Genomic DNA, 21,954 nt, shown 5'->3' with positions numbered 1-21,954 from the left:
AGTACGATCTGGATTATCCCCCCATCCCCGTAATCACCCCCACCCCCTGCCGGGCCGTCTCCGGGTCCAGCACTCTCGCCAAAACCAGTCCGGCCATCGAGACAAACATGGTCCAGAAGACTTTTTTCACCTGCTCGTTTTTCCCGAACGTCTCGATCGCTGCATCCACATCCGCCTTCATCGCCCAACGGATGAGCTTAGGCAGGAACACGAAGAGTGGAAGGAACAGGACCGCAGCACCGATAAATGCAAGCGTAATCTCCGCCCGGCCCGCAAGAAAGATCCCGAGCGGCACGGCAAATACGCCGGCAAGTATGGATGCCATCGCAATCTCGCCAAACCAGAAGTACTGCCGTTTTTCGGCGTAATTTTCCCGCTCTGTACCGGTCAGTGCGGACAGGTCAACGATGCCTATCGCTGAAAGCATCCCGTTCCAGACCGCGTGGATTTCCCCCGGGTCGGCAACAAGACCGAGGAAGAGCACCGCGACCGGCACGACAAGCAGGATGACCGGGAAATGCGCAAGCAGAAAAATTGCGCCGAGCAGGATCCCGGTGCCGCAGATGGCACACCGGGTCTGCACTTCGTTCTCAAACATTGGTTTCCTCCGCGATCCGGAACGTAAAAACCGGACTTGTCGAGCCGCCATTTTCCAGCGAGAAATCCCGGCTCCTTCCGATCTGTGCTAACTTCCGGCAGGCAGCCCGGATCTGGACCGTGTGAAGACCCGGGGCACGCGGGTATACCCGGCGGCCATCAATATCGTGCATCTCATCATACGGCGGGATGTTGAACCAGTCCGGCCAGAACCGGACACCGCGCGGGAGGTCGGTGCCCCGGTACAGGTCCTGCAACCGTATCGGTGAGAGGTTGTCGTAGATCAGGTCAATGATCAGGTTTTCGTTCGCGTATGCGTGGTTGAGGTCGAGCTCGTAGAAAACCGGGTACCTCCGTACCTGGTCCTGCGTGAGCGGCGTGCTTTCCGTGAGCGGCACGAGGCCGGCAAATGTTCCCCGGTACAGGCCGGTAACCCGGGCAACCGGACGGGGAATTCCGTCATCGCTAGGTGTTGTTTCAGTTTTCGGTTCCATGGCAGTTCTCCCGGAAATGCCGGTGCTCGTCCCGGAGTTTTTTGAACTCCTCCACGATCTCATCGTACCGGCCGATCTTCTGGTAGATGGCAAAGAGCAGCGGGTAGAGCGGGAGAACGAGCCCGACAATAATTCCTAAAAATTCGTTGTCCATAGTGGACCTCTTAAAAAACGGTCAGGAGAGAGGGTTAACCGGGGAGGTTAATCCCCGGACCCCGGCCGTTTTTGGCACGATTTTAGGCCAGTTCCGGCACGCTGTCCGTCCAGGTCTCAACCTTAGTGAGGATCGAATCATCCTCGTAGGACGAAAGCGTCACCTTATCTCGGGACAAGAGGAGGCCGTAGATTTCACTGTTCGGGTCGCTGCACTTGATCGTTGCCGAGAATGTGTCGTTCTCGATATCGTGGGCGGCGATGCCGCCGTGTGCAGCGGACAGGGCCGTATCTGCAAGAAGTGCGGAAGCCCCGTTGTTGTACCCGGCAAGGCTTTCGAACCGGTGCATGCCGTTCCCGACAATATTTGCCTCATTGTCCTGGTAGATGAGCCGGACCGTGTAGGCTTCCTTGGTCTTTTCGATACCGGGATGGGACACCCCGGCGCTCATATACGATACACACCCAAGAGGGTTGCTTGCGATCAGGGACTCGACGATCGAGTTGAACGTTGCAATGTCCTGGATCGGGGTCGTGAGAGTCCTCACCGACTTCTTGATCTCGTTTGTCTGAACAAAGTCAGTCATGGTTTTTCCTTCACCCTCGGGCGCCTTTGGGTGAATCAGGATTGGAGCTTGGGGTACTTAGCCGTGACTGAACCAAAAGGGGGGAGGAACAGTAAGGTTTAACGACACCGGATTTTTTTCCGGTGAAATATACCCTCAACTAAAAAAATCATAAAAAAAAAGAGGAGGTCACCCCGCCTCAGGGCCCCTCCCGGGGCACGGCGGGGCAAGTGCGGTTTTTCCATTCCTGATCCGCCGCGGGGGCGTTCTTACGGGGGCGGCGGCGTCCAATATACATTTACATCTCCGATGCATTCAGAGCAATTTTACGAAAATGCTCAAGGATAACTTCTGACTCTTTCTCATCCAAGTCCTTGAAGAGTATTTTGTTTATTCCCAGCCCGATTTGTTCAAGCTCCGGAATAAGTTCCCTGCTTTTATCCGTGAGATACAGCCGTTTTACCCGTCTGTCTGATGGATCGGTTTTGCGCCGGATGAGATCTTCCTCTTCCAGTTTCACAACAGATTTTGCAATCATGGTTTTGTCAAAACCCCGTGACAATGCAAGATCGTCCTGGCTGCTTCCTTCATTATCGTACAGGGACATAAGGATCACAAAATGTCCCCATCCAATATGATAGGGTGCAAGTTCTTTTGCAAATTTTTTCTGGAGAGCGCGGTAGGAATATGAAATCAATGGCGCCGGAATTTTAATATCCTGAATCCATCGGGTAACTGAATTATTTTCTATCGGGCTCACAGTCTGCTAACCTCAAAATTAGTTGAACAATCAACTATTTATAGGTGCACAACTCTCATCTATTAGTTGACTAATCAACAATTTCGAGGAGTCACATTCCATGAAGGTCATAAAAGTAATTGGAATAAACGCAAGCCCCCGCGGAAAGGACAGCAATACCCTCCGGCTCACCAGAGCAGTGCTCGCCGGGGCAAAAGAAGGGGGTGCAGAAACGGAATTAGTTGACCTCTATTCATTGAACATCAGGTACTGCACGGCCTGCGGGACCTGCTATACGACAGGCGAGTGCACAATGCTCGACGATTTCTCCGATATCTTCGACCGGATGATGAACGTCGACGGGATTGTGCTTGGGGCCCCCAACTACATCGACAGCGTGCCGGCGCCGGTGAAGGCGCTCTTTGACCGGATGGCGGACGCGATCCACTGCCAGATGTTCACTGGCAAGTTCGGGTGCTCGGTCTGCACGGCCGGAGGATCCGGTGAAAACGAAGTGATCGGGTACATGAACAAGACGCTCTCGACACTGGGCGCAAACATCGCAGGCGGCGTGGGGGTTGCAATCGGGCGCGACCCCTCTGCCCTCAGGAAGGCTGAAGGGGAGGCCCAGGATCTTGGAAAAACACTCGTGAGAGCCATCCGGGGAGAGGTCTCCTACCCGGATCAGGATGCACTCCATAAACAGAAGCGGGAGTACTTCTGCCAGCTGGTGAAGTACAACAAGGACCGGTTCGCCCACGAGTACGAGTGGTACGAGCAGATGGGCTGGATGAAGTAAGAAGAGGAGATGACAACAATGGAAAGCATCATCGCGCAAAAAGCCGGCCTCATCAACGAGCCGATGGCCATTCTCTGGAGTAACACTAAACCCGAAGGAGCACTTCAGATGAAACCGAACACATTTACCTGTGTTTTGCCGTTTATTGCACAGGTAGCGATCAAAGGAAAAACCGTGGTTTTCGATCGCGAAACCTATGGCTGCCCGGGTGCCCGGGCCGGGCTGGGTTTCGGAAATGGGTTCTACGATGCCTTTGGGGGTGCCGGGATAGATTTTATGTCGGCTTTCTTTGCTAAGGGAATCGAAAGTAGCAAGGATCCGGATGCTTACAAAGCAATTTTGAAGTACATCCCCGAACGGGAGCAGTCAAAGTTTATTCACGGCGAACGTATTCATAAAAATCAGGAAAAAGCCAAACAGTATATGATTAATTTCCCGGTCACGGATATCGCTGAAAAGTACGTAATTTTCACCCCCTTGGGAAAGGTAAAGCCGGCTGAGAAGCCTGTTGCTGTTATTTTTTTAGCCGATCCCATCCAGTTATCCGGTCTTCTGTGTCTTTTGGGTGCAATCCGCGATGAATTGGACCCGGTTTGGGTTCCTGCCCAAATGGCGGCATGCCAGCAAATTGCGGCCGCCGTGTATTTCGAGGCAAAAAAAGAGCATCCCCGCGCCGTGCTCGGGTATACGGATATTGCTGCACGGGAGAATGTAGGAAAGACCATTCCCAAACAGATGTTTACCTTCGGGGTGCCGTACTCTCTATTCCTTGAGATGGAGGAGGAGGCGAAGGATGGGGTATTTGACGGCCCAATCTGGAACGGGCTTGCAGCGGAACAAAAGGGAACACCTGCATGACGAACACGAATTTCCGCGAGATCGGATCGAAACTCGCTGCAGCGTTTTGCCTCTCCACTCGTCCCTTGGCGGTGTACGGGTCAGAAACACTCCCTGCCGGCATCTCCCCCATGGCCGGGATCAACCGGTGCTTTGCAGTCTCCCTGTACCGGATAGCGACCGGGCGAGAGATCCCGGGGAGCTACATCGGGGCCGGTGCAACGGAAGGCTGTTGCATGGGCGGGCTGTTTCACACGGGATACATCACGGTGCCTGAAGATATCAAATACTTCGTCTCGACCGGCAGGAAGGATGTCCGCGGTGGGGCAGCGGAGTACCTGAAAGCAAGCCCGGATCTGGTCGACCGCTGCTCGGCGGCAGCCGGGCCGATCCACCCGCCGGGGAAGTATCTCGTTGTCCAGGCCTGCGAAGCTCTCCCTGATCCTTTGCCAAACGTCCTCTCCCTCTGCATCTTCGGGAATGGCGAGCAGATCCGGAACATGGCGGCGCTCATCCATTTCGACCGGGACGACCCGTTCTCTCCGGTCATTGTCCCGTGGGGGTCGTCCTGCTCAACGTTCATCACCTTCCCGGCCGGCCTTGCAGAGAAAACGCCCAAAAACACAGCCTTCATGGGTCCGCAGGATCCCACGCAAAACCATTCGCTCCCGCCGGAGATGATGGCGCTTGGAATCCCTGCAGAGATGGCCGTGCGGATGGCAAAGAATCTCGATGCTTCGTTTATTACCCGGCGGCCTTATGTCGCATTTCCCCGCCATGCGGCAAAGTAAGACCGGCAGGATTTGAAAAAAAAGAAAGGAAGGTTACAATATTATGGGACGTCTCGATGGAAAAGTGGCTTTTATCAGTGGCGGTGCCAATAGCCTTGGTGCCGCAAATGCCAGCCTCTTTGCTGCTGAAGGTGCCAGGGTTATCATTGCCGATGTACTCGAAACAGAGGGGAAAAATCTTGCAAAATCTCTTGGCCCCCGGGGTACTTTTGTTTTTCTTGATGTAACCGACCCTTCCGGGTGGATACGTGCAGCAGAGATTGCAGAAAATGCATACGGGCCGGTGAATATCCTCGTGAATAATGCAGGAAGAGTAAACCACGTGCCGTTCGATGAATGTACCAACCAACAGTTTGGAGAGATTATCGAGGCAAATCTTTACGGGACTTTTTACGGTATTAAAACGATTATCCCCTCAATGCAAAAAGCGGGAAGTGGCACTATCATAAACATCTCTTCGGTATCCGGACTTCGTGGCTACCCTATGATGCCCGGATGTGTCACTGCACATTGGGGAGTACGCGGCCTGACGAAGTCTGCCGCCCTTGATCTCGCCCGTTACCATATTCGGGTAAATTCGGTTCATTCCGGGGAAGTCCTGACCCCAGCCACCAAATCAGGTGATATTGAAACCGGACATGTTGCTATGAACCGCCCGGCTACCCCTGATGAGATCGCCCGTGTCGTAGTATTCCTCGCCACTGATGAATCCAGTTTTATTACCGGGGCAGAGATTGCCGTTGATGGCGGTGAAAGTGCTGGTCTCGCAAATTGCAGATAATAATTCGAAACACCACCAACACCGTCGGGCAGGCCCCGGCTCTTTCTTTCCCGATCCGCCACGGGGGCGACTCTTAGAGAGCGGCGGCGTTTATCGTAATCGTGGAGATATTCCCTTCCGCTCCCTCGCATAACACCCGCCGCACAGTGTTACACCCGTCTCTTTCGATCCATTCCATCTTTACCACGCCCCGGCACCGGGGAGCCTACGATATCCGGGCAAGTCCCTTGTGAACGGTAAAAAAGGTAGTAGTGCCGCGCTTAGGGTACCAGGAGAGCCGGCAGTTCTGCCAACCGGTCTGCACCGTACGAAAACTCATATGGAATCAGGTAAGACATGTCTTACTGATCTGTTATGGATGTTGCAATAACCAAGATGAGTTCCAAAGGCCAGATTGTCATCCCCGCCTCGATGCGAACCGATCTTCCCGAAGGCGAAAAGATCCTGATCATCAGGGAAGGAGAACGGATCATCCTCAAACCACTTACTGAGATTGAACCGGCGTTACGGGAAGATATCCTGTTTGCAGAAAAAACCGAAACTGCATTCGGGGAATATGCGAAAGGAAACTTTACGAAGAAAAAAGCAGGTGACTTCATCAAAGAGATGGATTCATGGTAACGGTTGCTTACCACCCGCATTTTGAGAAGACAATCCGGAAGATCAGTGATGCCCGGGTCAGGGAGCATGTGAAGCAACAGATCATCAAAGTTATTGAGAATCCGTCGACAGGAAAACCGATGCGGTATTGCCGGAAACAGACCCGCGAAGTTTACATTCCCCCGTTCCGGTTATCGTACTGGTATGATAAGCGCCAGGACACGATTGTCTTTCTCGCACTCTATCACAAGGATGAACAGTAGTCACTCCATCCCGGGGTAGTACCCTCAGGACTATTCCTGATGATCCCGGAGGATTGACGTTTGATCGGGTCTTGTCCCGCAAGCGTCCCGTTGATCCTGGCGCACCGGGCACCCGCTTTTGCGTCTTTTTGTGCCATGCAGCCGGTCGGGGAACCATTCCCGGTTCGGAGTCTCTCATAACACCGCCCGCTCAGGCATCACCCCGCTCTCCTCATCGATTCATTCCACTTTCGCTCAGCTGCACACCGGGCATTTCCCGAGATCCTTGGACCCCCGTTCCATCTCCGGGAGATCGAACGTCCCCGGGAGTGAACCACACGCCTCCTGCTCTGCTGTTACTGCCGCTTTTTCCGCCAGGCTTCGGGCGGCACGAGAATCTCAAAACGGGCGCCTTTTCCCGGGGTACCGGTCTCCCTGATCGTAATGCCCGTGATACTGAGGATCTCCCGGGCAAGGAAGAGGCCGGACCCGGTCTTCTGGCCAACCTCCCGCTGGAAGAGGTGGTCCTTATCCCCGGCTGCTATTCCCACGCCGTCATCGGCGACAGCAATGATCAGTTCCGGTGCGGACAGGTCTGAGGTTATATGAACCGTGGTAAGGTCAGGGCCCCCGTACTTAAGGGCATTGTTAACAAGGTTATAGAGCACTTTTTCCAGCAGGGGATCAGAAAAGATCTCCACGTTATCACAATCATTGACGATACCTGCCTTTGTACGGGGAGTTGCCGGGAGGATCCGGGAGAGGAGCACATTAACGTCCTGCCAGAGTGGTGCATGCACCCCCACTTCCTGGTAGCGTCCGGTGAAATCGATCTGCTGCCGGATAATACCGGCCCGGTCCCGGATCTGGGAGAGGAGGTGCGTGCATTCCCCGCTTGTGCTCAGTGATGCAGCCTTATCCACAAGCCCCTGGAGGCCGGTGAGGGTATTTAGGATATCATGCCGGGTAGTTGAGGAGAGGAGGTTGAGTTTTTTGTTTGCGAGCTCCAGGTCCCTCTGCGCTTTTGTCTCTTCGGTTACGTTGCGTACATATTCGATGACTCCGGTCATCTCACCGGTAGCTGAATCGATCACAGGATAGCTGTACAGATCGAGCCAGCCGGTGACTTCCCCGGCATCTACCAGCGGGACACGTTCCTTTGCAGGTTTTCCCTCCTTAAGTGTATGAAGAGTGGGGCAGATATCGCAGGGCCCGGCCCGTCCATGGTATACCTCCCAGCATTTGCGGCCGATAAGGGGCATTTCATGCGAATACCATTCCTCCATTGTTTTGTTGACGCGGATGACCGTCATCGTCTTATCAAGGAGAGAGATGCCGTCTTTGATGCTTGCAAACGCATCGTTGAGGATCTGTTCCTGTTTCCGGAGGGCATCCTCGATCCTTTTCATATCGGTGATATCAACGACCATCGTAAGGACGATCGTCCTTGTGCTCAGGACAATGGGTACGGCGGTAAAAAGGATATCTGCCTTTCTGCCATCCCACATTTTTGCCGTCAGGGGCTTCTGCCGGATGCCACCTTCCCGGATAAACTCTTTTAAGAGCAGCTCATGTTCTTCCGGGGGGACAAAACCGATCTCAGCAGAGGTCTTCCCCAGGATCTCTGATGCTGCAAGCCCGGACCCCTGTTCAAAGAGCGTGTTAACAGAGAGATATTTTCCTGTTGCGCTGTCGGAGATGGCGATAGCATGGGGCGCTTCTTTAAAGATTGCCCATAACTGGGCTTCCCGCTCTTTTAACTTCAGGTCACCGGCGGCCAGTTCCTCGTACTGGCCCCGGAGTTCTTCCTCGGCAGCTGCTATCTGTTCATATGCAGCCTGGAGTTCTTTTTCAGCTTCCTTGCGTTCAGTAATATCCCGGATTGACTCTATTGACCCGGTACATTTTCCTTCTTTGTCAAACAGACGCCCGGCGATCCCCCAGAGATAGCGCAGAGAGTTTCCCCTGATTTGTACGGGCCCTTCAGCGGTGATGCCTGTACCGGCACGCCTGACATTGGTATAGGTTTTTTCTTCAAAGGAAAAATCGGGATTGAGGAGAAGATCGGCAAGCATTGGCCGTCGTTCTCCATAAAACGCCATGCCATCTTCGTAATTTCCTTTGCCTCGGATGTCTTCAGCCGGGGTTCCTGTCATCTGTTCCATTGCCCGGTTCCATGCAATGACCCTTCCCGTTGTGTCGATCGCAAAGGTTGCGTCGGGGAGAAAATCGATGATATCGGTAAGCCGCTGCTCGGAATCTTTTACTGAATCTATTGCCCTGCGGCGTTCTATCGCTATCCGGATCTTGTGTGCCAGCTCGGCGAATTGTGCAGTCGGCTGGCCGCCCTTCTGGAGATAAAAATCTGCCCCGCTGTTGATGGCCTCGATAACTACTTCCTCTCTTCCCCGGCCGGTAAAGAGGACAAACGGGACATCCTTGGTACGCTTCCGGATATTTTTTAAAAACGAGATCCCGTCCATCCCGGGCATCTGGTAATCGGATATGATGGCATCGAATAACAGGATCTCAGGAGACTCCAGTGCCTTTTCGGCAGAGGTCAGTGTACTTACGTCAAATTCCCCGGTGCTATCCAGGAAGAGTTTGCCGATTTCAAGGAGTCCGGGTTCATCATCGACATAGAGGATCCGATACATCTGGCCTCTTTTAAGAGTATATGGTATTCTATGAAAACTCATTTGATATAGTTTTATGTCCGAGCGACCGTCAAGACCTGCAGACAAAAAAACCGGCAGAAAAGGGAGACATTTGTCCACCGGATTTTTTTTAGATTGAAACGGGCAGCAAAACAGCCGGCAGTGTTACATCAGCCTGCTTCCCCCTCCCATAACACCTCCCGCACAATTTTATCCCGCTCTCCTCATCGATCCATTCCACTTTTGCTAAGCCGCAAGACCCGGTCACCTGTAGTGTCCGGCATAACCCTTTGTGAAGGCAAACGAGGAAGGCCCTGTTCGTGGCCGGCTAAAAAAAAGTCAATCCTATTTCCGGAACAGCGCCGGGTTCTGCCTTTCTATCCACCAGCGCCCCCGATAAAAAAAACGGCCACGACGAGTATTGCGATCGCGATACCCGCAATAAGGGAGAGGCCCGGTAATTCGCTGCCGGGACCCGCCCCTTTTGAGAAAATGATGGCAGTACGCCCGGCTCTGTTACCTTATTGTGAGAGGATCAATTTTTCTATGCCCGAAAAACACACTATCTCTCAACAAGTGAACAGAGCCCCGGAATAAAACGAAAAATCGATGAGGTAGTTGCCCGGTTTTTCAGGGATCCGTATCAATCCTATTTCCGGAACAGCGCCGGATTCTGGCGACGGATCCACCATCTCCTCATGACTATGGCGATGACGATAAGGATGACGACCAGGACGATCCAGGCGAAGTACGCCTGGAGCAGCGCTCTGATCTGGTCAGGGAGGGTCGGCACCGGGACCGGGGTTGTGGGGATCACCGCAGGAGTCATTGTCGGGGGGACCGGAGTCGGCGGGATTGTTTGTGTGAGGCTCGGGCCAAACCCCAGCGGCGTGGGCTGTGTTCCCACGTACCCGACATCATTTGTGCCGGTCTTTACCCAGTAATCGGTGCGGCCGCCTCCGCCACCACCACCGCCGGATGATGACGCTGCAGTGACCGAAACATTGACCGAGACGTTAAAGCCGTCAACGGAAGCGTTGACCTGTGCGGTCCCGGCCGCCGGCGATGAGAACGTTGTGGCAGCCGCGTGACCTGAGGTCAGGACCTGGCCTGAGGATAGTGCCGACCCCGCCGGCCCGGACAAGAGGGTAAAGATGACCGGTATGCCATCCGGGAGGATGTTGTTTGCCGCAATTGCGCCGGTACTGTCGTAACTGAGGTTTGCCCGGAGGGAACTGGTCTGGGCGGTGGTGATCCCTGTCGGCGTGGCGGTAATCCCGAGGACCAGGTATGCGGAGGGTATCGAGTGCCCTTGTGTCAGTGTCAGGAAATCCGGATTGTTTGTTCCCCACCAGTTCTCGTTCAAATCTAATTCGTTGGCATGTCCGGATGAGCCTCCATCAATAATACTCCCATCACCAGAGGTGACATTCCCGAACCGGCAGAAGTTCATTACCCCCCCCTGGGTTGCATAAACTGCGCCTCCGGAACCCGAGGCAGAACAGTTGGTGAATGATGACGAATTGACAATAACAAAAGCACTCTCGTCGCCGGATAGAGCGCCCCCCTGACTTGAATGGCACGCAGTGAAATTTGATCCGGTAACCGTGAGATTCTGGCCATCAGTATGGATTTCAACAGCCCCGCCTTTTCTGCTGTTATCCGTCGTATCGTTAATAAAATCTGACGAGACGATGGTTATACTTGAATACGTGCCCAGGGCACCGCCAATATTTGACTGAGTTGAATAACCATTCCGCAGTGTCAGGTGTTTAAAGGTAAGATTCGTAGGTCCGGATGATGAAATATTCCAGAACATTCCATAATTTCCACCGAGCCCGTCAATAATGGTGTTCTGGGTCGTGCCCGACGTTGAATTTGACTGAAAGATGAGATTATCTTTCATGATAATAATATTATTCAGGGCGTAATATCCCGGGTTAAAGACAATCGTATCGTAATTATCCAATGGAACCGGATCCTGCACTACACTTGATCCATTCATAAATTCCTGGAACGTGACATTGGTAAATTCACCCGGAGTGACAACGTGAGTCGTATAACTCCCCGCTACCGGCCCGGCCACTATGGACAGGAGCACAACCACGATCAAAGCTGCAACAAAAAACGCACGGAGATTCATCTTTGTATATCACACCCGGTAAAACTGGCCTTAACAATCGGATCCTGCACTGGAAGATAGTACAGGAGTGTAAGAGGGGAAGTATATATTAATGCCGAAATTACGCCCCGGGAGAGCCGGGCGCATCCTGGACAGGATCCTGTCATAAAGGAAAAATGAACAAGAACAACGGATCCCTGTGCCAGCTCAGTCATGCATCAGCCTTTTTTTCGCGTGCTCTTTCCATGCATTGTTTGGGTTCTCGTAATCGATCCCGATTTTGGCTTTCCGGAAAATAATCTGATCCTTATCGGACGGGATTGCCGGGAGGAGCGGGAGCTTTTTTGTCCCTGTCATACTTCTCCAGCGATTTCGCGGATACGTACCCGGCGCTGATCGGGTACTTTTCTCTGGTGTTTGATGAGCGATTCAAGGTATCCTTCGATGGCTTCCCTGGCATTTGCTTCCGATTCTGAGATCGTTTTTCCCTGAGTGATACAGCCGGGCAGGGCCGGAACAGTGACCACCAACCAGCCGTCCTCGCCGGGTTCAATGACAACCTGGTATTTTTTCTGCACAGCCCGTTTCCCCTTTGATCTTTCAAGTGGGGGTTCGCAGGTAGTAAAGGTTGATTGGGGAGATGCGAGAAAAGGGGCAGGGGCCGCAAGACGAGGGGGCCGTTCCTTTCCCTCATTATAGGCCTGTATCCATCGGGCCCGGATTGAGCCGGGGGTTCTTCCCTGGTTCAGATGTTATATATAGTTATATAACAAAATCCCGGTGATGATATCCGGAACAAAAACCGCCCATTCTCCTCAGTTAGACACCGTACTGATGGTGGAATCGTTCATACAGGAGCACAGCGGGGAATACAAAAAGCGGGCGTTGTGGGAAAACCTTCCGCGAAAGATGATGTACCAGACATTTTCCACGATCATCGGGTATCTCACTGATTCCGGGAAGATTGCAGCGGATAAAGAGGGAAAAATCTGCTGGATCTATAATCCGGAACTTATAAAACGCCTGCTCGACAACAGTGATCTGAAGATCCGATGAGAGCCGCCGTTTTTTTCGCTGACGACCGGATCAAAGAATCTTTTCTTGCACTTGCAGCTTCAACGGCAGAGGATGCCGAAATCTATCGCTGCCTTAATGAAGCGTTCGATGCACTCGCTCTCAATGCATTTTGTGGGATCCAGATCCCAAAGCGCCTGATCCCCAAATCTTATATCACAAAGTACGGAATCGATAATCTCTGGAAATACAATTTTCACAAGAACTGGCGACTGATGTACTCAGTTGCCGGTGACGGGAAAACGGTCGTTGCCCTGATCCTTGAATGGCTTCCCCACAAAGAGTACGAGCGAAGGTTCGGGTATTAACCAAAGGGATCTCAATCCCTTCCCTGACAACCAGGCCCGGGGTTCTTTGCACCCTTTACGCTCCCCCCTCTTCCACTGCGGTATACCCCTCGTACCACCTGCCCAAATCCGGGCCCGGATTGAGCCCGGATGACCCTTTTTGGATCCCATCGGAGCCCGTATCGGGCTCCGTTTCCCCGCTTTCCAAAATAAGCCCACTCCTGCCGTATTTTTGCAATCGGACGATTTTAACGGACCTCATAAAGGCCATTTCCTGCCCGGATCTCATCTCAAACGGGTTTTTGGTCGATCCCAAAAACAGAGGCCGTTTTTGGGGCTTCTATGGCCGATTATGGGCATTATATGGGGCTCAAATTTGGCGTATTTTGGCGAAATATGCAATTAAAACAGTTATTTTCCACGCGAACTGAAAAGAAGCGGTTTACAGGTATTTCCGTGAGGGGTCGGGATCAGAAAAAGGATATTGGAACCCTATACGGGGCCGGATTGGATTGGGTTGAACAGGAGAATAAACCTGAATCCGGCAAGGATAGTCCCTGATATTCTACTTTAGAAAAATGGTAAATATTATATGGTTTCCACGGTAAACAATATTGTATACTATGTCAACTAAACCCCATGACGCTCATCGTGATCCACAGATCTCAAAACTCTTTCAACAATGGAACCGGATTACCAACAAGATACTCCGAAGTGAGAGTGCTCCCCAGGATTTTGGGACTGGCGGTCTGCTCTTCTCTTCCGAGATCCACACAGTCTGTGCAATCGGTAACAATCCCGGTATCAATATCACTGACCTCTCAGCTCAGCTCGGAGTAACAAAAGGGGCAATTTCCAAACTGGCCAAAAAAATGGAAGAGAAAGATCTGATCGAGAGGTACCATAAACCCGGCAATGACAAGGAAATCCTGCTCAGCCTTACCCCAAAAGGAAAAAAAGTACACATTGGGCATCGGGAATATCACGCAAAAGAGTTTGAACGGCTTTCGGTTGAGATCGAAAAACTGACCGAAGAACAAGTCAGGTTCCTGTTCGAGGTTTTTGGATTTATCGAAGAGATGATCGACTCTACACTTCCTAATAGGGAAGGTACATCATGAAAAACGGCGGCGTGCTTCTTGGTTTCCTCCCGCTGGTTATCTATGGAGTTATTGCCGGGATTGCCGGGACTTCCGTCTCCGGTGTCATGATAGCGCTTATTGCGGCGATTGCCGCATTTCTTATTGTCGGCCGATCCGACTTGCGCAAAGGTATGATGATGGCATGGGTGAACGTGGCGATCTTCAGCGTTTCCCTGATTGCGATCGGTGTGTTCGGCATAGCTTGGCTCATTCCCTACATGGGAATACTCATCTATACAACACTCGCTGTATTCACCGTTGGATCGATCCTCATCGGCAGGCCGTTCACGCTGCAGTACGCCCGCGAGATGGTGGATCGGACGCTCTGGGAAAAACCACGCTTTATCCGGGCAAATGTCCTGATAACTGGTGTATGGGGAGGCGTTTTCCTGGTTAATTTAGGGTTCTGCGGCATTGCGTTTCTTACTCCGACACTTATTGGGCGCATTGCACAGGTGAGCACGTATATTTTCCTCGCGGCCGCGGCGCTATTTACCTTCTGGTATCCGGAACATGTTCGGAAAAAAATTCCGGTGATGGTTCAATGATATATCCCCGGCGGAAAGCAGAGGGGAACAGATCCGGTGCTGATGCCGGGAGTGGACCAGATACGGGCCCGGCAAACCGTATTTTTTTCATCGATAATCTCAAAATACTACTTGCAACTCTCGTGGTGCTTCACCATGCGGCCCAGCCCTATGGCCCGGGCGGCTGGTGGATTATACCCCAGGAACCTTCCGGTTTTGTTGACTTTGTCGTCCTGGGTATCTTCATGACGGTAAACGCGTCGTTCTTCATGGGCCTTTTCTTCATGCTCTCCGCATATTTCATACCGGCATCTTTGCAGAAGAAAGGCGCTGTCCTGTTCATGAAGGATCGCCTGGTAAAACTTGGCGTGCCGATACTTGTATTCATGTTTATTGTCTTTCCCGTGATGGGTATTCTGCTGCTCGGCTATCCTCTGTTTTCCCCGGGACACCTGTGGTTCGTGGCACTGCTGCTTGTATTCTCGGCGGCATATGTTGCATACTGGCTGGTGAAAAAGCCGTCCCTCACTGAACTGCGGGATTTCCCCGGGACTAAAGCGGTTCTTGCCTTTACCGGGGCCATGGCACTCCTCTCATTTGTCGTACGGATCTGGTGGCCGGAGAATTCCTGGGTGGCATTCAACCTGTTCGAACCGTACCATATTGTCCAGTACGTGATGCTCTTTATCGCGGGTATCGTGGCATACCGGGAGGGATGGATTGGCGCAATTCCGGCATATACCGGGAAGCTGTGGTCGGTGATGGCCGTGATCATGGTGGGATTGTTCCCACTGGTTTATTTCGTTACTAATGGCGCCATGTTCTCAGGGGGTCTCACAGTCACTTCCCTGATCGGATCGTTCTGGGAAGCGTTTATGTGCGTGAGCATGTGCATTGCGTTGCTTGCACTCTTTAAGAAACGGTTCAATAAGGGGAGTCCTCTTACCAAGGCACTTTCAGAGAATACCTACACGGTCTACCTGATACAGTTACCGGTCGTTGTCTTCCTGCAGTACCTGCTGATCGGTGTTGCGATGGACTCACTCATCAAGTTTGCTCTTGTTGGATCCATTGGCGTACTGCTTTCATTTGCCCTCAGCCATTTTGTGATACGACGGCTGCCATATGCAAAATATGTTTTAGGATAGAGATCCAATGCCCTGTGCATGGAGAGGTATATCCGGATATACCGTGGGAATTCAAGGAAGATTCCGGCTTCAGGGGAAATAAAACAGAGCTCAATTTGCCCGTTTTCATCCGCCCTGCGTCGAAGAAAAAATCCTCAATATTCGCGTTTTTAAGGCCGATCAGGGAGTCAGATGGGTAAAAGTAGGGGTCAAAATTGACCTCGATCCTAGGGCCTTTGGCGGCCAATAGCTGACATCGAAATCGGGCGAATTTCGGCAATTAAAGCCTTATTTGAGATCCTTTTCCACGCGAACTAAAAAGAAGCGATTTACGGGTATTTCCGTGAGAGGCGGAGATCCAAAAATCAGAATCTGAGCCCAATTCGGGCTTATTTTCACTCGCCCCTCTCGACCCCTGTTTACAGGGTCTCGCGGAGGGCTGAAAGATCTTTTTCCATTTTGCGGATAAGTTTCTCGCCTTTGTCGTTTTTCTTTTCTGAATTTTTTATTCTCGGGTGCCGGGAGATTTCGTACTTCACAAAAACTTCTCCATCGGTATTGACGTAAATGCTATGAAGGATCTGCGCATCCCGGAGATTGTCAAAATCTGTTATTCCGCCCTTTGCCAGGTTGTCGCGGATCTTTCTGGCTTTTATTTGTTCGTACGGGCTCAGGTTTTTCGATCCTTTGGGGCGTCCTCGTGGCATGATAAAAATCATTTTAACTTTTTGTATAAAAACATTCGGAGAAAATCGTGAAAAAAATGTTCCTCCGGCTTTGAGGACTGAATTATTTTCACCGCTTAACGGTGGGCGGTGAAACCGCGCCGGACCTCGAAGCTCTTTGAGGACCGGTTGATGCCGGCAAGGATGCGCGAGTAATTTCCCCCGATGTAAAGGAAGAGGAAACACTGGAGGTCCGCGTGGCTGTTGAGTGCGTCAATCATCATCTTTTCGGGTGCAATGACTGCGGAGAAGGTACCCGGCTGAAGTGCCAGATCCTTGCGGAGCTCGATCTGCATAGGCCCGGATCCCTGATTCGCTGAGGGGGATAAGGATCCGGGCGTGGGCGGGGCGGAAGTGTTTTTCACCGAAGACCAGCGAATGCTGGTTTCTTGAATGCAGGTCATTCGGTATAAAAGAAAATACCAAGAGATTCATTAAAGACTATAACTAAACGACACTTTGGCGACGAAATGAAAACAAAAATATCTGATAATAATCTCCGAGGGAGGGATCTTGGACAGGGTTTGGTACGGAAGGAATCACTGACGGACTCTGTTGATGACATGACCAAACGCATGTTGGTTGATGCCGGCATAGGTCCCGGAATGCATGTCCTTGACGTTGGCTGCGGTAGTGGCGATGTCTCACATTTGCTCGCAAAACTGGTTGGCAAGGAAGGACACGTCATCGGTATTGATCGGGACGGGCCATCACTGGAGATCGCACGGGACCGGATTCGCAAGCTCGATCTCCCGAATATCACTTTCATTCAGAGGGACATCTGCGAACTGTCGCCAGAACCGGGCCAGTTCGATGCCGCTGTCGCCAGGCGCGTGATCATGTATCTGCCCGAACCGGTAGATGCCATTCGAAGGATATCTGCAACATTGAGACCCGGCGGCGTAGTTGCGTTCCTGGAACACGATAACACTATGGTCCCCGGCAGACTGAAGCCTCTACCTCTTCAAGAGAAGGTAAACGGTTGGATCCGGAAAACAATCGAGAAAGAAGGCGCTAACACACACATAGGGTTCGACCTTCCGTTCATCCTCGAATCGGCTGGCCTTACGGTTGAACACATCCGCGCCGAATCAATCATTCAAACCCCTCAAACTAACTACCCAACAGTAGCTATCATCCGTGCGATGCTTCCCCGGATTATCCAGAAGGGCGTTGCCACGGAAGAGGAGATCGATCTCGAAACGCTTGAACAACGTCTTATTGACGAACGGACAAAGGCCAGTTCACTCTACGTGAGCGATATGGTTTTTACTTTATGGGCACGAAAACCTGGCATTCCCGAATAATCGATAGAGGGGTTCTGACAGATTAACGGGAGCCTGTGAAAAATGTGATAAAAAATTACGATATAAAGATTAGAAGGAATCCCTCAAAATCCTGATACGACAACTCATCAGGACCGCTAAAACTTCCATTATATCCACGTCACTTTGAGTGGCTTGCTTCGTTCCGGGATGCGCACCGGTTTATATTTTGGATACCCAGCCAACATCGCGCCGGCAAGCTTGCGGTTGTCCGGGATGTGGAGGGCTTCTTTTACGGGACGGTAATTCTGGGCAACACTGACCAGCCGGCCAGCCCAGCACGTTCCGAGCCCGAAAGCCGGGGCGGTGATATCGACATGGGTAAGTGCGATGATTGCATCGGTCTCTACCAGACCTGTGGAATCCGCTGTGCCCGTGGGAACATGGGCGCCGATAAGAACCGGGGCGCCCCGGCAGACAATATCGATCCCTTTGTTCCAGTAATCAGTGAGTAACGGGATGTATCCACTGATAGGATGATCACTTTTCCCCGATTCCTGTAAATAATCCATGGTAAGTGCGGCTATGGTATGGACTTTTTCAGCATCGTTCACGATTACCCATTCGACAGGCTGGTAATTGCTCCCGGTCGCAGCATAGCGGGCGATGCCAAGGATCTGCATAAGGGTTTCATTGGCCACCGGATCGGGACGGTATAACCGGATCGAGCGGCGACTTTTAAGGTAGGTACCAAGAGTTTCCGGATTGATCGATCCCGGCGCTGCTGCATGTCGGAGGTGCACACCTTCCTTGTGTTCGCGGGTCAGCGCCCCTGTCGGACAGAACACTTCGCAATGTCCGCAGGACAGACACCCTGCCTCCTTCGAGAACGGGATTTCCGGAAGCGCAGTATCGTTCTGTGCCCGTGCTATAATCTGCGTTGTGCAAACCTCAGAACAGATCCCGCACCGGGTGCAGAGATCACGATCAACGGTTATTCCGATCATAAGGATACCCCTCCTGAAAATGTGAGATCGGCATTGCCGTCAGTTTCTTCAATTTTTCTCATACCAGATTTGAATCGTTTACTTTGCATACCCAAAAGTATGCATGGGCATAATAAATAGTTTGTTAGCCTAACTAACTAATTTTATTGATTCACTCTTTCTCCTCTGATGAGCACTCAATCATAATCCGAAATGCTTTGATAAGGGTTTTTTGCTGGTTTTCTGTTGTGTTTTTCTCAATCTGCTCTATAAATGCCTCAAAAACCCGCCGCTTGTGTTTAAAAACCTGGCAACCTTTTTCGCTCAGGGTCAGGAGGAATTTACGTTGATCAACATCGGACCGGGTCCGGACAACAAACCCGTCCTTCATGAGTTTTGTTATCGCGGCGTTGGCCGAAGGTTTTGAGACGCCGAGTTTGTGGGCAAGCTCAGTTAAGGTGATACTGTCGTTGTGCTGGATGCCCCGTAAATAATAGAACTGGTTGAGGGTAAGATCACAAAAGCCAATCTTTTCCTCTTCGATCTTATCTGCCTCAATGGTAACATGTTTGTACCGTTCGATAAACCGGGCAAACAGATCCCTTAACTCCATAGCAGTACATAGAACCAGTTCAGACATTAAGGTAATGAGGGATTAATTATCATGGAAAATCCTGCTATACTTTTGCCAGAGCCATGATTTTCCTGTCGGCAATGACAATAAGCAGTCCCACAACGCTGAGGATCACCAGTACTGCAGCAATTGAATGCAGGCTCTGATCGCTGACATCGGGATTAAAGAATATCGCGATAAGGGCCGACGATGCAACCGAGCCAAAATACCCAAAAGTACGGAACAGGCCTGAAGCGGTACCGATCTGATCTGCGGTTACCTGGGTGTAAAATGTTGTCTGGTTCGCACTGGCACACATCCCCATGGTAATCCCGAAGATCGCCGTGATTATAACGATCCAGAGTATCGGCGTCGCCGTGGTGAATAAAAATACGCCCGCAGAACCTGCCAGGCAGGCAACGGCAGACACAATAAGGGGAGTGCGCACGAGGTTCAGCCGCGAGACCAGCCACGCTAGCACAATGGATATGAGACTCATGGGCAAAATGATGAATCCTGCATCAGCGGACGAAATATTTTTGTCGATCTCAAGCCATTGCGTGACACCATACATTACGGTGTAGACGCACAGCATCGCAAGGGCAAAGCGCACATAGGTGAGTATCAATGGCCGGTTCGTTCCTAACAGACGGAGGTCAATAAAAGGCTGGCTCACCTGTCCTTCCCACCAGACAAAGGCCAGACCGAGCAGAATAACTACGCCTAAAACAACCCAATCCGGATCCGGCAGTGACATGAGAAAGACCAGAAGGGCAATCATCGCGCCACTAAAGACCGTGATGCCGGCCAGATCAATGCGGGTTGCCAGGTCACGGAGCGTCTTTATGCTCCTGCATGGCGGATCCCGGGGGATCCAAGATGCAGCCATAATGAGCGCCACGAGAGCCAGCGGGACGTTAATAAAAAACACGCTCTGCCAGCCCCAGGCGGCGACGAGGAATCCGCCAATGGGCAGACCTATAACCGCAGTCGCCATTCCGGCAATCACAAGGCCGCCAAGCACTCCTCCCGGGGGCCCGGTCAGCCCGGCCGATTCGGCCCGCTGTCGGATCAAAAGCATTGCCGAAGGATATCCGGTCGAGGTGCCCACACCAATCAGGACCCGTGATACGATCAGCGTTGCGAGGTCATGGCCTAATCCACCCAGCACTCCTCCGGCAAGTACTGCGAGAATACCTGCAAGGAACACCCTCCGTGGCCCAAATGCCTCCGATAATTTTCCGGCTGCCGGCTGGGCAACGATACATGCGATATAGAGTGCCGCGACAAGAACAGCAGTCTGTCCGACCGGAACGTTGATGGCCGCTGCAATTGGCACCAGGGCAGTGGCAATGAACGAAGTGTTGACAGGATTGAGGGCGGAGCCGATATACAGCGGTGTTACAAACCGCCAGTCGAACGCTATTTTACTTTCGGCGGGTTGAGGCAAGTTGGATGTATTCATTCATCATCCCCGGGAACCGGCAAATAATTTTCTAAAAAAGTCTCTCTTTTCATTTTCCCGGGGATCCATTTTTCCAGGTATTTCTCTTTGCGAACTCCCTGATCTTTACCGATGCCTCGGGTCGCAGAGGTATTCCATGTCCCGACAACATGATATCGAAATCAATTGCGGCAATTTTATTGATTGATTTTTGTTCCTCACCCTGGTCTAAATTGAGGGGTCCCATTTTGATGTTAGTCCCGTCAAACCTCAACAGATCCCCTGCAAACAGGATTTTTGATACCGGATCAAAAAGACAGATACTTCCCGGTGTATGTCCGGGTGTATGAAGGGTGGTGAGACCAGCGATGGTGTCACCATCGTTGAGATATATATCCGGTTCAACAGGCCTTGATCCGAAAAACAAGGGGATGAGAACTTTAACGATCATTCCCTTAACACCCCTCGGGACAGGTGGGGTTTTCCTGCCGGAAACGTAGTCCGCATCCTTTTTGTGAATAGCCACTTTCGCGCCGCTCAGTTTTTTGAGCTCGCTCGCGCCGCCCACGTGATCGATATGAAAGTGTGTCAGGACGATCGTTTTGATGTCTGTTGGTTTCCGCTTAAGAACATCCTGAATATATGTTATTATTTTTGTGCTGTTTTTGGGCATTCCCGTATCGATAAGTGTCAGTTCGTCCCGGACAATAATAAAACAATTACCATTTACCCCATCAATCTGGTGAATTCCCGGTACTATCTCCATAACCTTTCAGCTCCCTTTTTGTGTTTCTTCACTACAAAGATCCCATGTATGTCAATTTATAGGGGATACTAACAATTTTAGCCTGTGCTCACAAAATGTATAGTGACTGTAATGACGAAGAACGATGATTTTTGGCGATGGATTGAGGCTGCACTGAATGTGATCGGAGGGAAGTGGAAACTGCTGATCGTTATTGCATTAAGGGATGGGACCCAGCGGTTTAGCGAGATCTCGCATAAGCTTCCGGCAATCAGCGAGAGAATGCTCGTTAAACAGCTCCGTGAGATGGAGCACGACGGTATTATTACAAGAAAAGTTTATCCGGTGGTCCCTGCGAAGGTTGAATATTCGCTTACGCAGTCTGGTGAAAAACTGATTCCGGTTTTGAAGATTCTGGGCATATGGAGTATAATCTACCTTGGATCCGATGTTGCCGGTAAGGGGTTGTCCGAGCCAGTGAAAGTGGATCCCGGCAAACTCCGTCAACTGCTCGAAGATCTCGACGGTATCCTTCAGGACGCCGACAAAAAAATAAAACGACAAAGCAACAGAACCAGCCAAACTATATCCATAAACTCTGGAAAAAATTAATTATTAGGGGATATTTTCCCTGATATTTA

The 21,954-nt window shown here is 51.5% G+C and carries 28 protein-coding genes; 13 read left to right on the top strand and 15 right to left on the bottom strand.

The features are described from left to right. Positions 1-13: 13 nt before the first annotated feature. From MBOO_RS02125 to MBOO_RS02110, 5 genes are all read right to left on the bottom strand, one after another. Positions 14-598 (bottom strand): hypothetical protein, encoded by a 585-nt coding sequence (locus MBOO_RS02125; protein ID WP_011991421.1) that lies wholly within the window; start codon positions 596-598, stop codon positions 14-16. Then, positions 591-1,091, bottom strand: coding sequence for a hypothetical protein (locus MBOO_RS02120; protein WP_011991420.1), 501 nt, complete (start codon positions 1,089-1,091; stop codon positions 591-593). Before MBOO_RS02120 ends, MBOO_RS02125 begins: the two co-directional genes overlap by 8 nt. Further along, positions 1,075-1,245, bottom strand: a complete 171-nt coding sequence (locus MBOO_RS14040; protein WP_011991419.1) for a hypothetical protein — start codon at positions 1,243-1,245, stop codon at positions 1,075-1,077. The genes MBOO_RS02120 and MBOO_RS14040 overlap by 17 nt, the downstream gene beginning before the upstream one ends. Before the next feature lie 82 nt (positions 1,246-1,327). Next, positions 1,328-1,831, bottom strand: a complete 504-nt coding sequence (locus tag MBOO_RS02115) for a hypothetical protein (protein WP_011991418.1) — start codon at positions 1,829-1,831, stop codon at positions 1,328-1,330. Positions 1,832-2,108: 277 nt separating this feature from the next. Next, complete coding sequence (locus MBOO_RS02110) at positions 2,109-2,570, bottom strand: MarR family winged helix-turn-helix transcriptional regulator (protein ID WP_011991417.1); 462 nt, start codon at positions 2,568-2,570, stop codon at positions 2,109-2,111. 100 nt (positions 2,571-2,670) lie between these two features. Here MBOO_RS02110 and MBOO_RS02105 point away from each other — a divergent pair, with 100 nt between their 5' ends. The 6 genes from MBOO_RS02105 (at position 2,671) to MBOO_RS02080 (ending at position 6,620) form a co-directional block, all read left to right on the top strand. After that, a complete protein-coding gene (locus MBOO_RS02105) occupies positions 2,671-3,348 on the top strand; it encodes a flavodoxin family protein (RefSeq protein ID WP_011991416.1) in 678 nt (225 codons plus the stop codon). 18 nt (positions 3,349-3,366) lie between these two features. After that, positions 3,367-4,206, top strand: coding sequence for a DUF169 domain-containing protein (locus MBOO_RS02100; RefSeq protein ID WP_011991415.1), 840 nt, complete (start codon positions 3,367-3,369; stop codon positions 4,204-4,206). Then, a complete protein-coding gene (locus MBOO_RS02095; RefSeq protein ID WP_011991414.1) occupies positions 4,203-4,976 on the top strand; it encodes a DUF169 domain-containing protein in 774 nt (257 codons plus the stop codon). Before MBOO_RS02100 ends, MBOO_RS02095 begins: the two co-directional genes overlap by 4 nt. Positions 4,977-5,019: 43 nt before the next feature. After that, positions 5,020-5,757 carry an SDR family oxidoreductase gene (locus MBOO_RS02090; protein ID WP_011991413.1) on the top strand — a complete coding sequence of 246 codons (738 nt, stop codon included), beginning with the start codon at positions 5,020-5,022 and terminating at the stop codon, positions 5,755-5,757. Between the two features lie 354 nt (positions 5,758-6,111). Then, positions 6,112-6,378, top strand: a complete 267-nt coding sequence (locus MBOO_RS02085) for an AbrB/MazE/SpoVT family DNA-binding domain-containing protein (protein ID WP_011991412.1) — start codon at positions 6,112-6,114, stop codon at positions 6,376-6,378. Beyond that, complete coding sequence (locus MBOO_RS02080; RefSeq protein WP_011991411.1) at positions 6,372-6,620, top strand: type II toxin-antitoxin system RelE family toxin; 249 nt, start codon at positions 6,372-6,374, stop codon at positions 6,618-6,620. The genes MBOO_RS02085 and MBOO_RS02080 overlap by 7 nt, the downstream gene beginning before the upstream one ends. 335 nt (positions 6,621-6,955) lie before the next feature. Here the strand turns inward: MBOO_RS02080 and MBOO_RS12935 are convergent, their stop codons facing one another. From MBOO_RS12935 to MBOO_RS02065, 4 genes are all read right to left on the bottom strand, one after another. Then, a complete protein-coding gene (locus MBOO_RS12935) occupies positions 6,956-9,256 on the bottom strand; it encodes a response regulator (protein ID WP_011991410.1) in 2,301 nt (766 codons plus the stop codon). A gap of 649 nt (positions 9,257-9,905) precedes the next feature. Further along, complete coding sequence (locus MBOO_RS02070; protein ID WP_011991409.1) at positions 9,906-11,399, bottom strand: hypothetical protein; 1,494 nt, start codon at positions 11,397-11,399, stop codon at positions 9,906-9,908. Between the two features lie 186 nt (positions 11,400-11,585). Beyond that, positions 11,586-11,735 (bottom strand): hypothetical protein, encoded by a 150-nt coding sequence (locus MBOO_RS13745; protein ID WP_157677564.1) that lies wholly within the window; start codon positions 11,733-11,735, stop codon positions 11,586-11,588. After that, positions 11,732-11,956: a type II toxin-antitoxin system HicB family antitoxin gene (locus tag MBOO_RS02065; protein WP_011991408.1), complete on the bottom strand. Its 225-nt coding sequence runs from the start codon at positions 11,954-11,956 to the stop codon at positions 11,732-11,734. Before MBOO_RS02065 ends, MBOO_RS13745 begins: the two co-directional genes overlap by 4 nt. Positions 11,957-12,212: 256 nt before the next feature. Between MBOO_RS02065 and MBOO_RS02060 the strand changes: the two genes are divergently transcribed. The 5 genes from MBOO_RS02060 (at position 12,213) to MBOO_RS02030 (ending at position 15,556) form a co-directional block, all read left to right on the top strand. Continuing rightward, positions 12,213-12,434 (top strand): hypothetical protein, encoded by a 222-nt coding sequence (locus tag MBOO_RS02060; RefSeq protein ID WP_232385618.1) that lies wholly within the window; start codon positions 12,213-12,215, stop codon positions 12,432-12,434. Then, positions 12,431-12,760: a hypothetical protein gene (locus tag MBOO_RS02055; protein WP_011991406.1), complete on the top strand. Its 330-nt coding sequence runs from the start codon at positions 12,431-12,433 to the stop codon at positions 12,758-12,760. The genes MBOO_RS02060 and MBOO_RS02055 overlap by 4 nt, the downstream gene beginning before the upstream one ends. A 602-nt stretch (positions 12,761-13,362) precedes the next feature. Beyond that, positions 13,363-13,860 (top strand): MarR family winged helix-turn-helix transcriptional regulator, encoded by a 498-nt coding sequence (locus MBOO_RS02040; protein WP_011991404.1) that lies wholly within the window; start codon positions 13,363-13,365, stop codon positions 13,858-13,860. Next, positions 13,857-14,429: a hypothetical protein gene (locus MBOO_RS12930; RefSeq protein ID WP_011991403.1), complete on the top strand. Its 573-nt coding sequence runs from the start codon at positions 13,857-13,859 to the stop codon at positions 14,427-14,429. Before MBOO_RS02040 ends, MBOO_RS12930 begins: the two co-directional genes overlap by 4 nt. Next, the gene (locus MBOO_RS02030; RefSeq protein WP_011991402.1) at positions 14,426-15,556 is read left to right on the top strand and encodes an acyltransferase family protein; all 1,131 of its coding nucleotides are present in this window, start codon (positions 14,426-14,428) and stop codon (positions 15,554-15,556) included. Before MBOO_RS12930 ends, MBOO_RS02030 begins: the two co-directional genes overlap by 4 nt. A 398-nt stretch (positions 15,557-15,954) precedes the next feature. Here MBOO_RS02030 and MBOO_RS02025 read toward each other — a convergent pair whose 3' ends face one another. Together MBOO_RS02025 and MBOO_RS02020 are read right to left on the bottom strand one after the other, a co-directional pair. Next, entirely contained in the window at positions 15,955-16,242 is a 288-nt protein-coding gene (locus tag MBOO_RS02025; protein ID WP_232385617.1) for a hypothetical protein, read from the bottom strand. Positions 16,243-16,337: 95 nt separating this feature from the next. Continuing rightward, complete coding sequence (locus MBOO_RS02020; protein ID WP_011991400.1) at positions 16,338-16,556, bottom strand: hypothetical protein; 219 nt, start codon at positions 16,554-16,556, stop codon at positions 16,338-16,340. A 174-nt stretch (positions 16,557-16,730) separates the two neighbouring features. On the opposite strand from MBOO_RS02020, the gene MBOO_RS02015 reads away from it, so the two are divergent. Then, positions 16,731-17,567 (top strand): class I SAM-dependent methyltransferase, encoded by an 837-nt coding sequence (locus MBOO_RS02015; RefSeq protein WP_011991399.1) that lies wholly within the window; start codon positions 16,731-16,733, stop codon positions 17,565-17,567. 128 nt (positions 17,568-17,695) lie between these two features. Here the strand turns inward: MBOO_RS02015 and MBOO_RS02010 are convergent, their stop codons facing one another. The 4 genes from MBOO_RS02010 to MBOO_RS01995 form a co-directional block, all read right to left on the bottom strand. Then, positions 17,696-18,532, bottom strand: a complete 837-nt coding sequence (locus tag MBOO_RS02010; protein WP_011991398.1) for a nitroreductase family protein — start codon at positions 18,530-18,532, stop codon at positions 17,696-17,698. 151 nt (positions 18,533-18,683) lie between these two features. Further along, complete coding sequence (locus MBOO_RS02005; RefSeq protein ID WP_157677563.1) at positions 18,684-19,124, bottom strand: MarR family winged helix-turn-helix transcriptional regulator; 441 nt, start codon at positions 19,122-19,124, stop codon at positions 18,684-18,686. Between the two features lie 64 nt (positions 19,125-19,188). Beyond that, positions 19,189-20,589 carry an MFS transporter gene (locus MBOO_RS02000; RefSeq protein ID WP_011991396.1) on the bottom strand — a complete coding sequence of 467 codons (1,401 nt, stop codon included), beginning with the start codon at positions 20,587-20,589 and terminating at the stop codon, positions 19,189-19,191. 49 nt (positions 20,590-20,638) lie between these two features. After that, the gene (locus MBOO_RS01995) at positions 20,639-21,334 is read right to left on the bottom strand and encodes an MBL fold metallo-hydrolase (protein ID WP_011991395.1); all 696 of its coding nucleotides are present in this window, start codon (positions 21,332-21,334) and stop codon (positions 20,639-20,641) included. Between the two features lie 111 nt (positions 21,335-21,445). Here MBOO_RS01995 and MBOO_RS01990 point away from each other — a divergent pair, with 111 nt between their 5' ends. Continuing rightward, positions 21,446-21,925 carry a winged helix-turn-helix transcriptional regulator gene (locus MBOO_RS01990; RefSeq protein ID WP_011991394.1) on the top strand — a complete coding sequence of 160 codons (480 nt, stop codon included), beginning with the start codon at positions 21,446-21,448 and terminating at the stop codon, positions 21,923-21,925. Positions 21,926-21,954: the final 29 nt, after the last annotated feature.

Origin of the sequence: Methanoregula boonei 6A8, from assembly GCF_000017625.1 — an archaeon.
GTDB lineage: Archaea > Halobacteriota > Methanomicrobia > Methanomicrobiales > Methanospirillaceae > Methanoregula > Methanoregula boonei.
Note: the sequence above shows the minus strand (reverse complement) of the source record. Positions and strands in the feature narration are given on the sequence as shown.

Coding starts and splice junctions, on each gene's coding strand:
- MBOO_RS02125 (WP_011991421.1), bottom strand. CDS start 598: ATGTTTGAGAACGAAGTGCAGACCCGGTGTGCCATCTGCGGCACCGGG.
- MBOO_RS02120 (WP_011991420.1), bottom strand. CDS start 1,091: ATGGAACCGAAAACTGAAACAACACCTAGCGATGACGGAATTCCCCGT.
- MBOO_RS14040 (WP_011991419.1), bottom strand. CDS start 1,245: ATGGACAACGAATTTTTAGGAATTATTGTCGGGCTCGTTCTCCCGCTC.
- MBOO_RS02115 (WP_011991418.1), bottom strand. CDS start 1,831: ATGACTGACTTTGTTCAGACAAACGAGATCAAGAAGTCGGTGAGGACT.
- MBOO_RS02105 (WP_011991416.1), top strand. CDS start 2,671: ATGAAGGTCATAAAAGTAATTGGAATAAACGCAAGCCCCCGCGGAAAG.
- MBOO_RS02100 (WP_011991415.1), top strand. CDS start 3,367: ATGGAAAGCATCATCGCGCAAAAAGCCGGCCTCATCAACGAGCCGATG.
- MBOO_RS02095 (WP_011991414.1), top strand. CDS start 4,203: ATGACGAACACGAATTTCCGCGAGATCGGATCGAAACTCGCTGCAGCG.
- MBOO_RS02090 (WP_011991413.1), top strand. CDS start 5,020: ATGGGACGTCTCGATGGAAAAGTGGCTTTTATCAGTGGCGGTGCCAAT.
- MBOO_RS02085 (WP_011991412.1), top strand. CDS start 6,112: ATGGATGTTGCAATAACCAAGATGAGTTCCAAAGGCCAGATTGTCATC.
- MBOO_RS02080 (WP_011991411.1), top strand. CDS start 6,372: ATGGTAACGGTTGCTTACCACCCGCATTTTGAGAAGACAATCCGGAAG.
- MBOO_RS12935 (WP_011991410.1), bottom strand. CDS start 9,256: ATGTATCGGATCCTCTATGTCGATGATGAACCCGGACTCCTTGAAATC.
- MBOO_RS02070 (WP_011991409.1), bottom strand. CDS start 11,399: ATGAATCTCCGTGCGTTTTTTGTTGCAGCTTTGATCGTGGTTGTGCTC.
- MBOO_RS13745 (WP_157677564.1), bottom strand. CDS start 11,735: ATGACAGGGACAAAAAAGCTCCCGCTCCTCCCGGCAATCCCGTCCGAT.
- MBOO_RS02060 (WP_232385618.1), top strand. CDS start 12,213: ATGGTGGAATCGTTCATACAGGAGCACAGCGGGGAATACAAAAAGCGG.
- MBOO_RS02055 (WP_011991406.1), top strand. CDS start 12,431: ATGAGAGCCGCCGTTTTTTTCGCTGACGACCGGATCAAAGAATCTTTT.
- MBOO_RS02040 (WP_011991404.1), top strand. CDS start 13,363: ATGTCAACTAAACCCCATGACGCTCATCGTGATCCACAGATCTCAAAA.
- MBOO_RS12930 (WP_011991403.1), top strand. CDS start 13,857: ATGAAAAACGGCGGCGTGCTTCTTGGTTTCCTCCCGCTGGTTATCTAT.
- MBOO_RS02030 (WP_011991402.1), top strand. CDS start 14,426: ATGATATATCCCCGGCGGAAAGCAGAGGGGAACAGATCCGGTGCTGAT.
- MBOO_RS02025 (WP_232385617.1), bottom strand. CDS start 16,242: ATGCCACGAGGACGCCCCAAAGGATCGAAAAACCTGAGCCCGTACGAA.
- MBOO_RS02020 (WP_011991400.1), bottom strand. CDS start 16,556: ATGCAGATCGAGCTCCGCAAGGATCTGGCACTTCAGCCGGGTACCTTC.
- MBOO_RS02015 (WP_011991399.1), top strand. CDS start 16,731: ATGAAAACAAAAATATCTGATAATAATCTCCGAGGGAGGGATCTTGGA.
- MBOO_RS02010 (WP_011991398.1), bottom strand. CDS start 18,532: ATGATCGGAATAACCGTTGATCGTGATCTCTGCACCCGGTGCGGGATC.
- MBOO_RS02005 (WP_157677563.1), bottom strand. CDS start 19,124: ATGGAGTTAAGGGATCTGTTTGCCCGGTTTATCGAACGGTACAAACAT.
- MBOO_RS02000 (WP_011991396.1), bottom strand. CDS start 20,589: ATGAATACATCCAACTTGCCTCAACCCGCCGAAAGTAAAATAGCGTTC.
- MBOO_RS01995 (WP_011991395.1), bottom strand. CDS start 21,334: ATGGAGATAGTACCGGGAATTCACCAGATTGATGGGGTAAATGGTAAT.
- MBOO_RS01990 (WP_011991394.1), top strand. CDS start 21,446: ATGACGAAGAACGATGATTTTTGGCGATGGATTGAGGCTGCACTGAAT.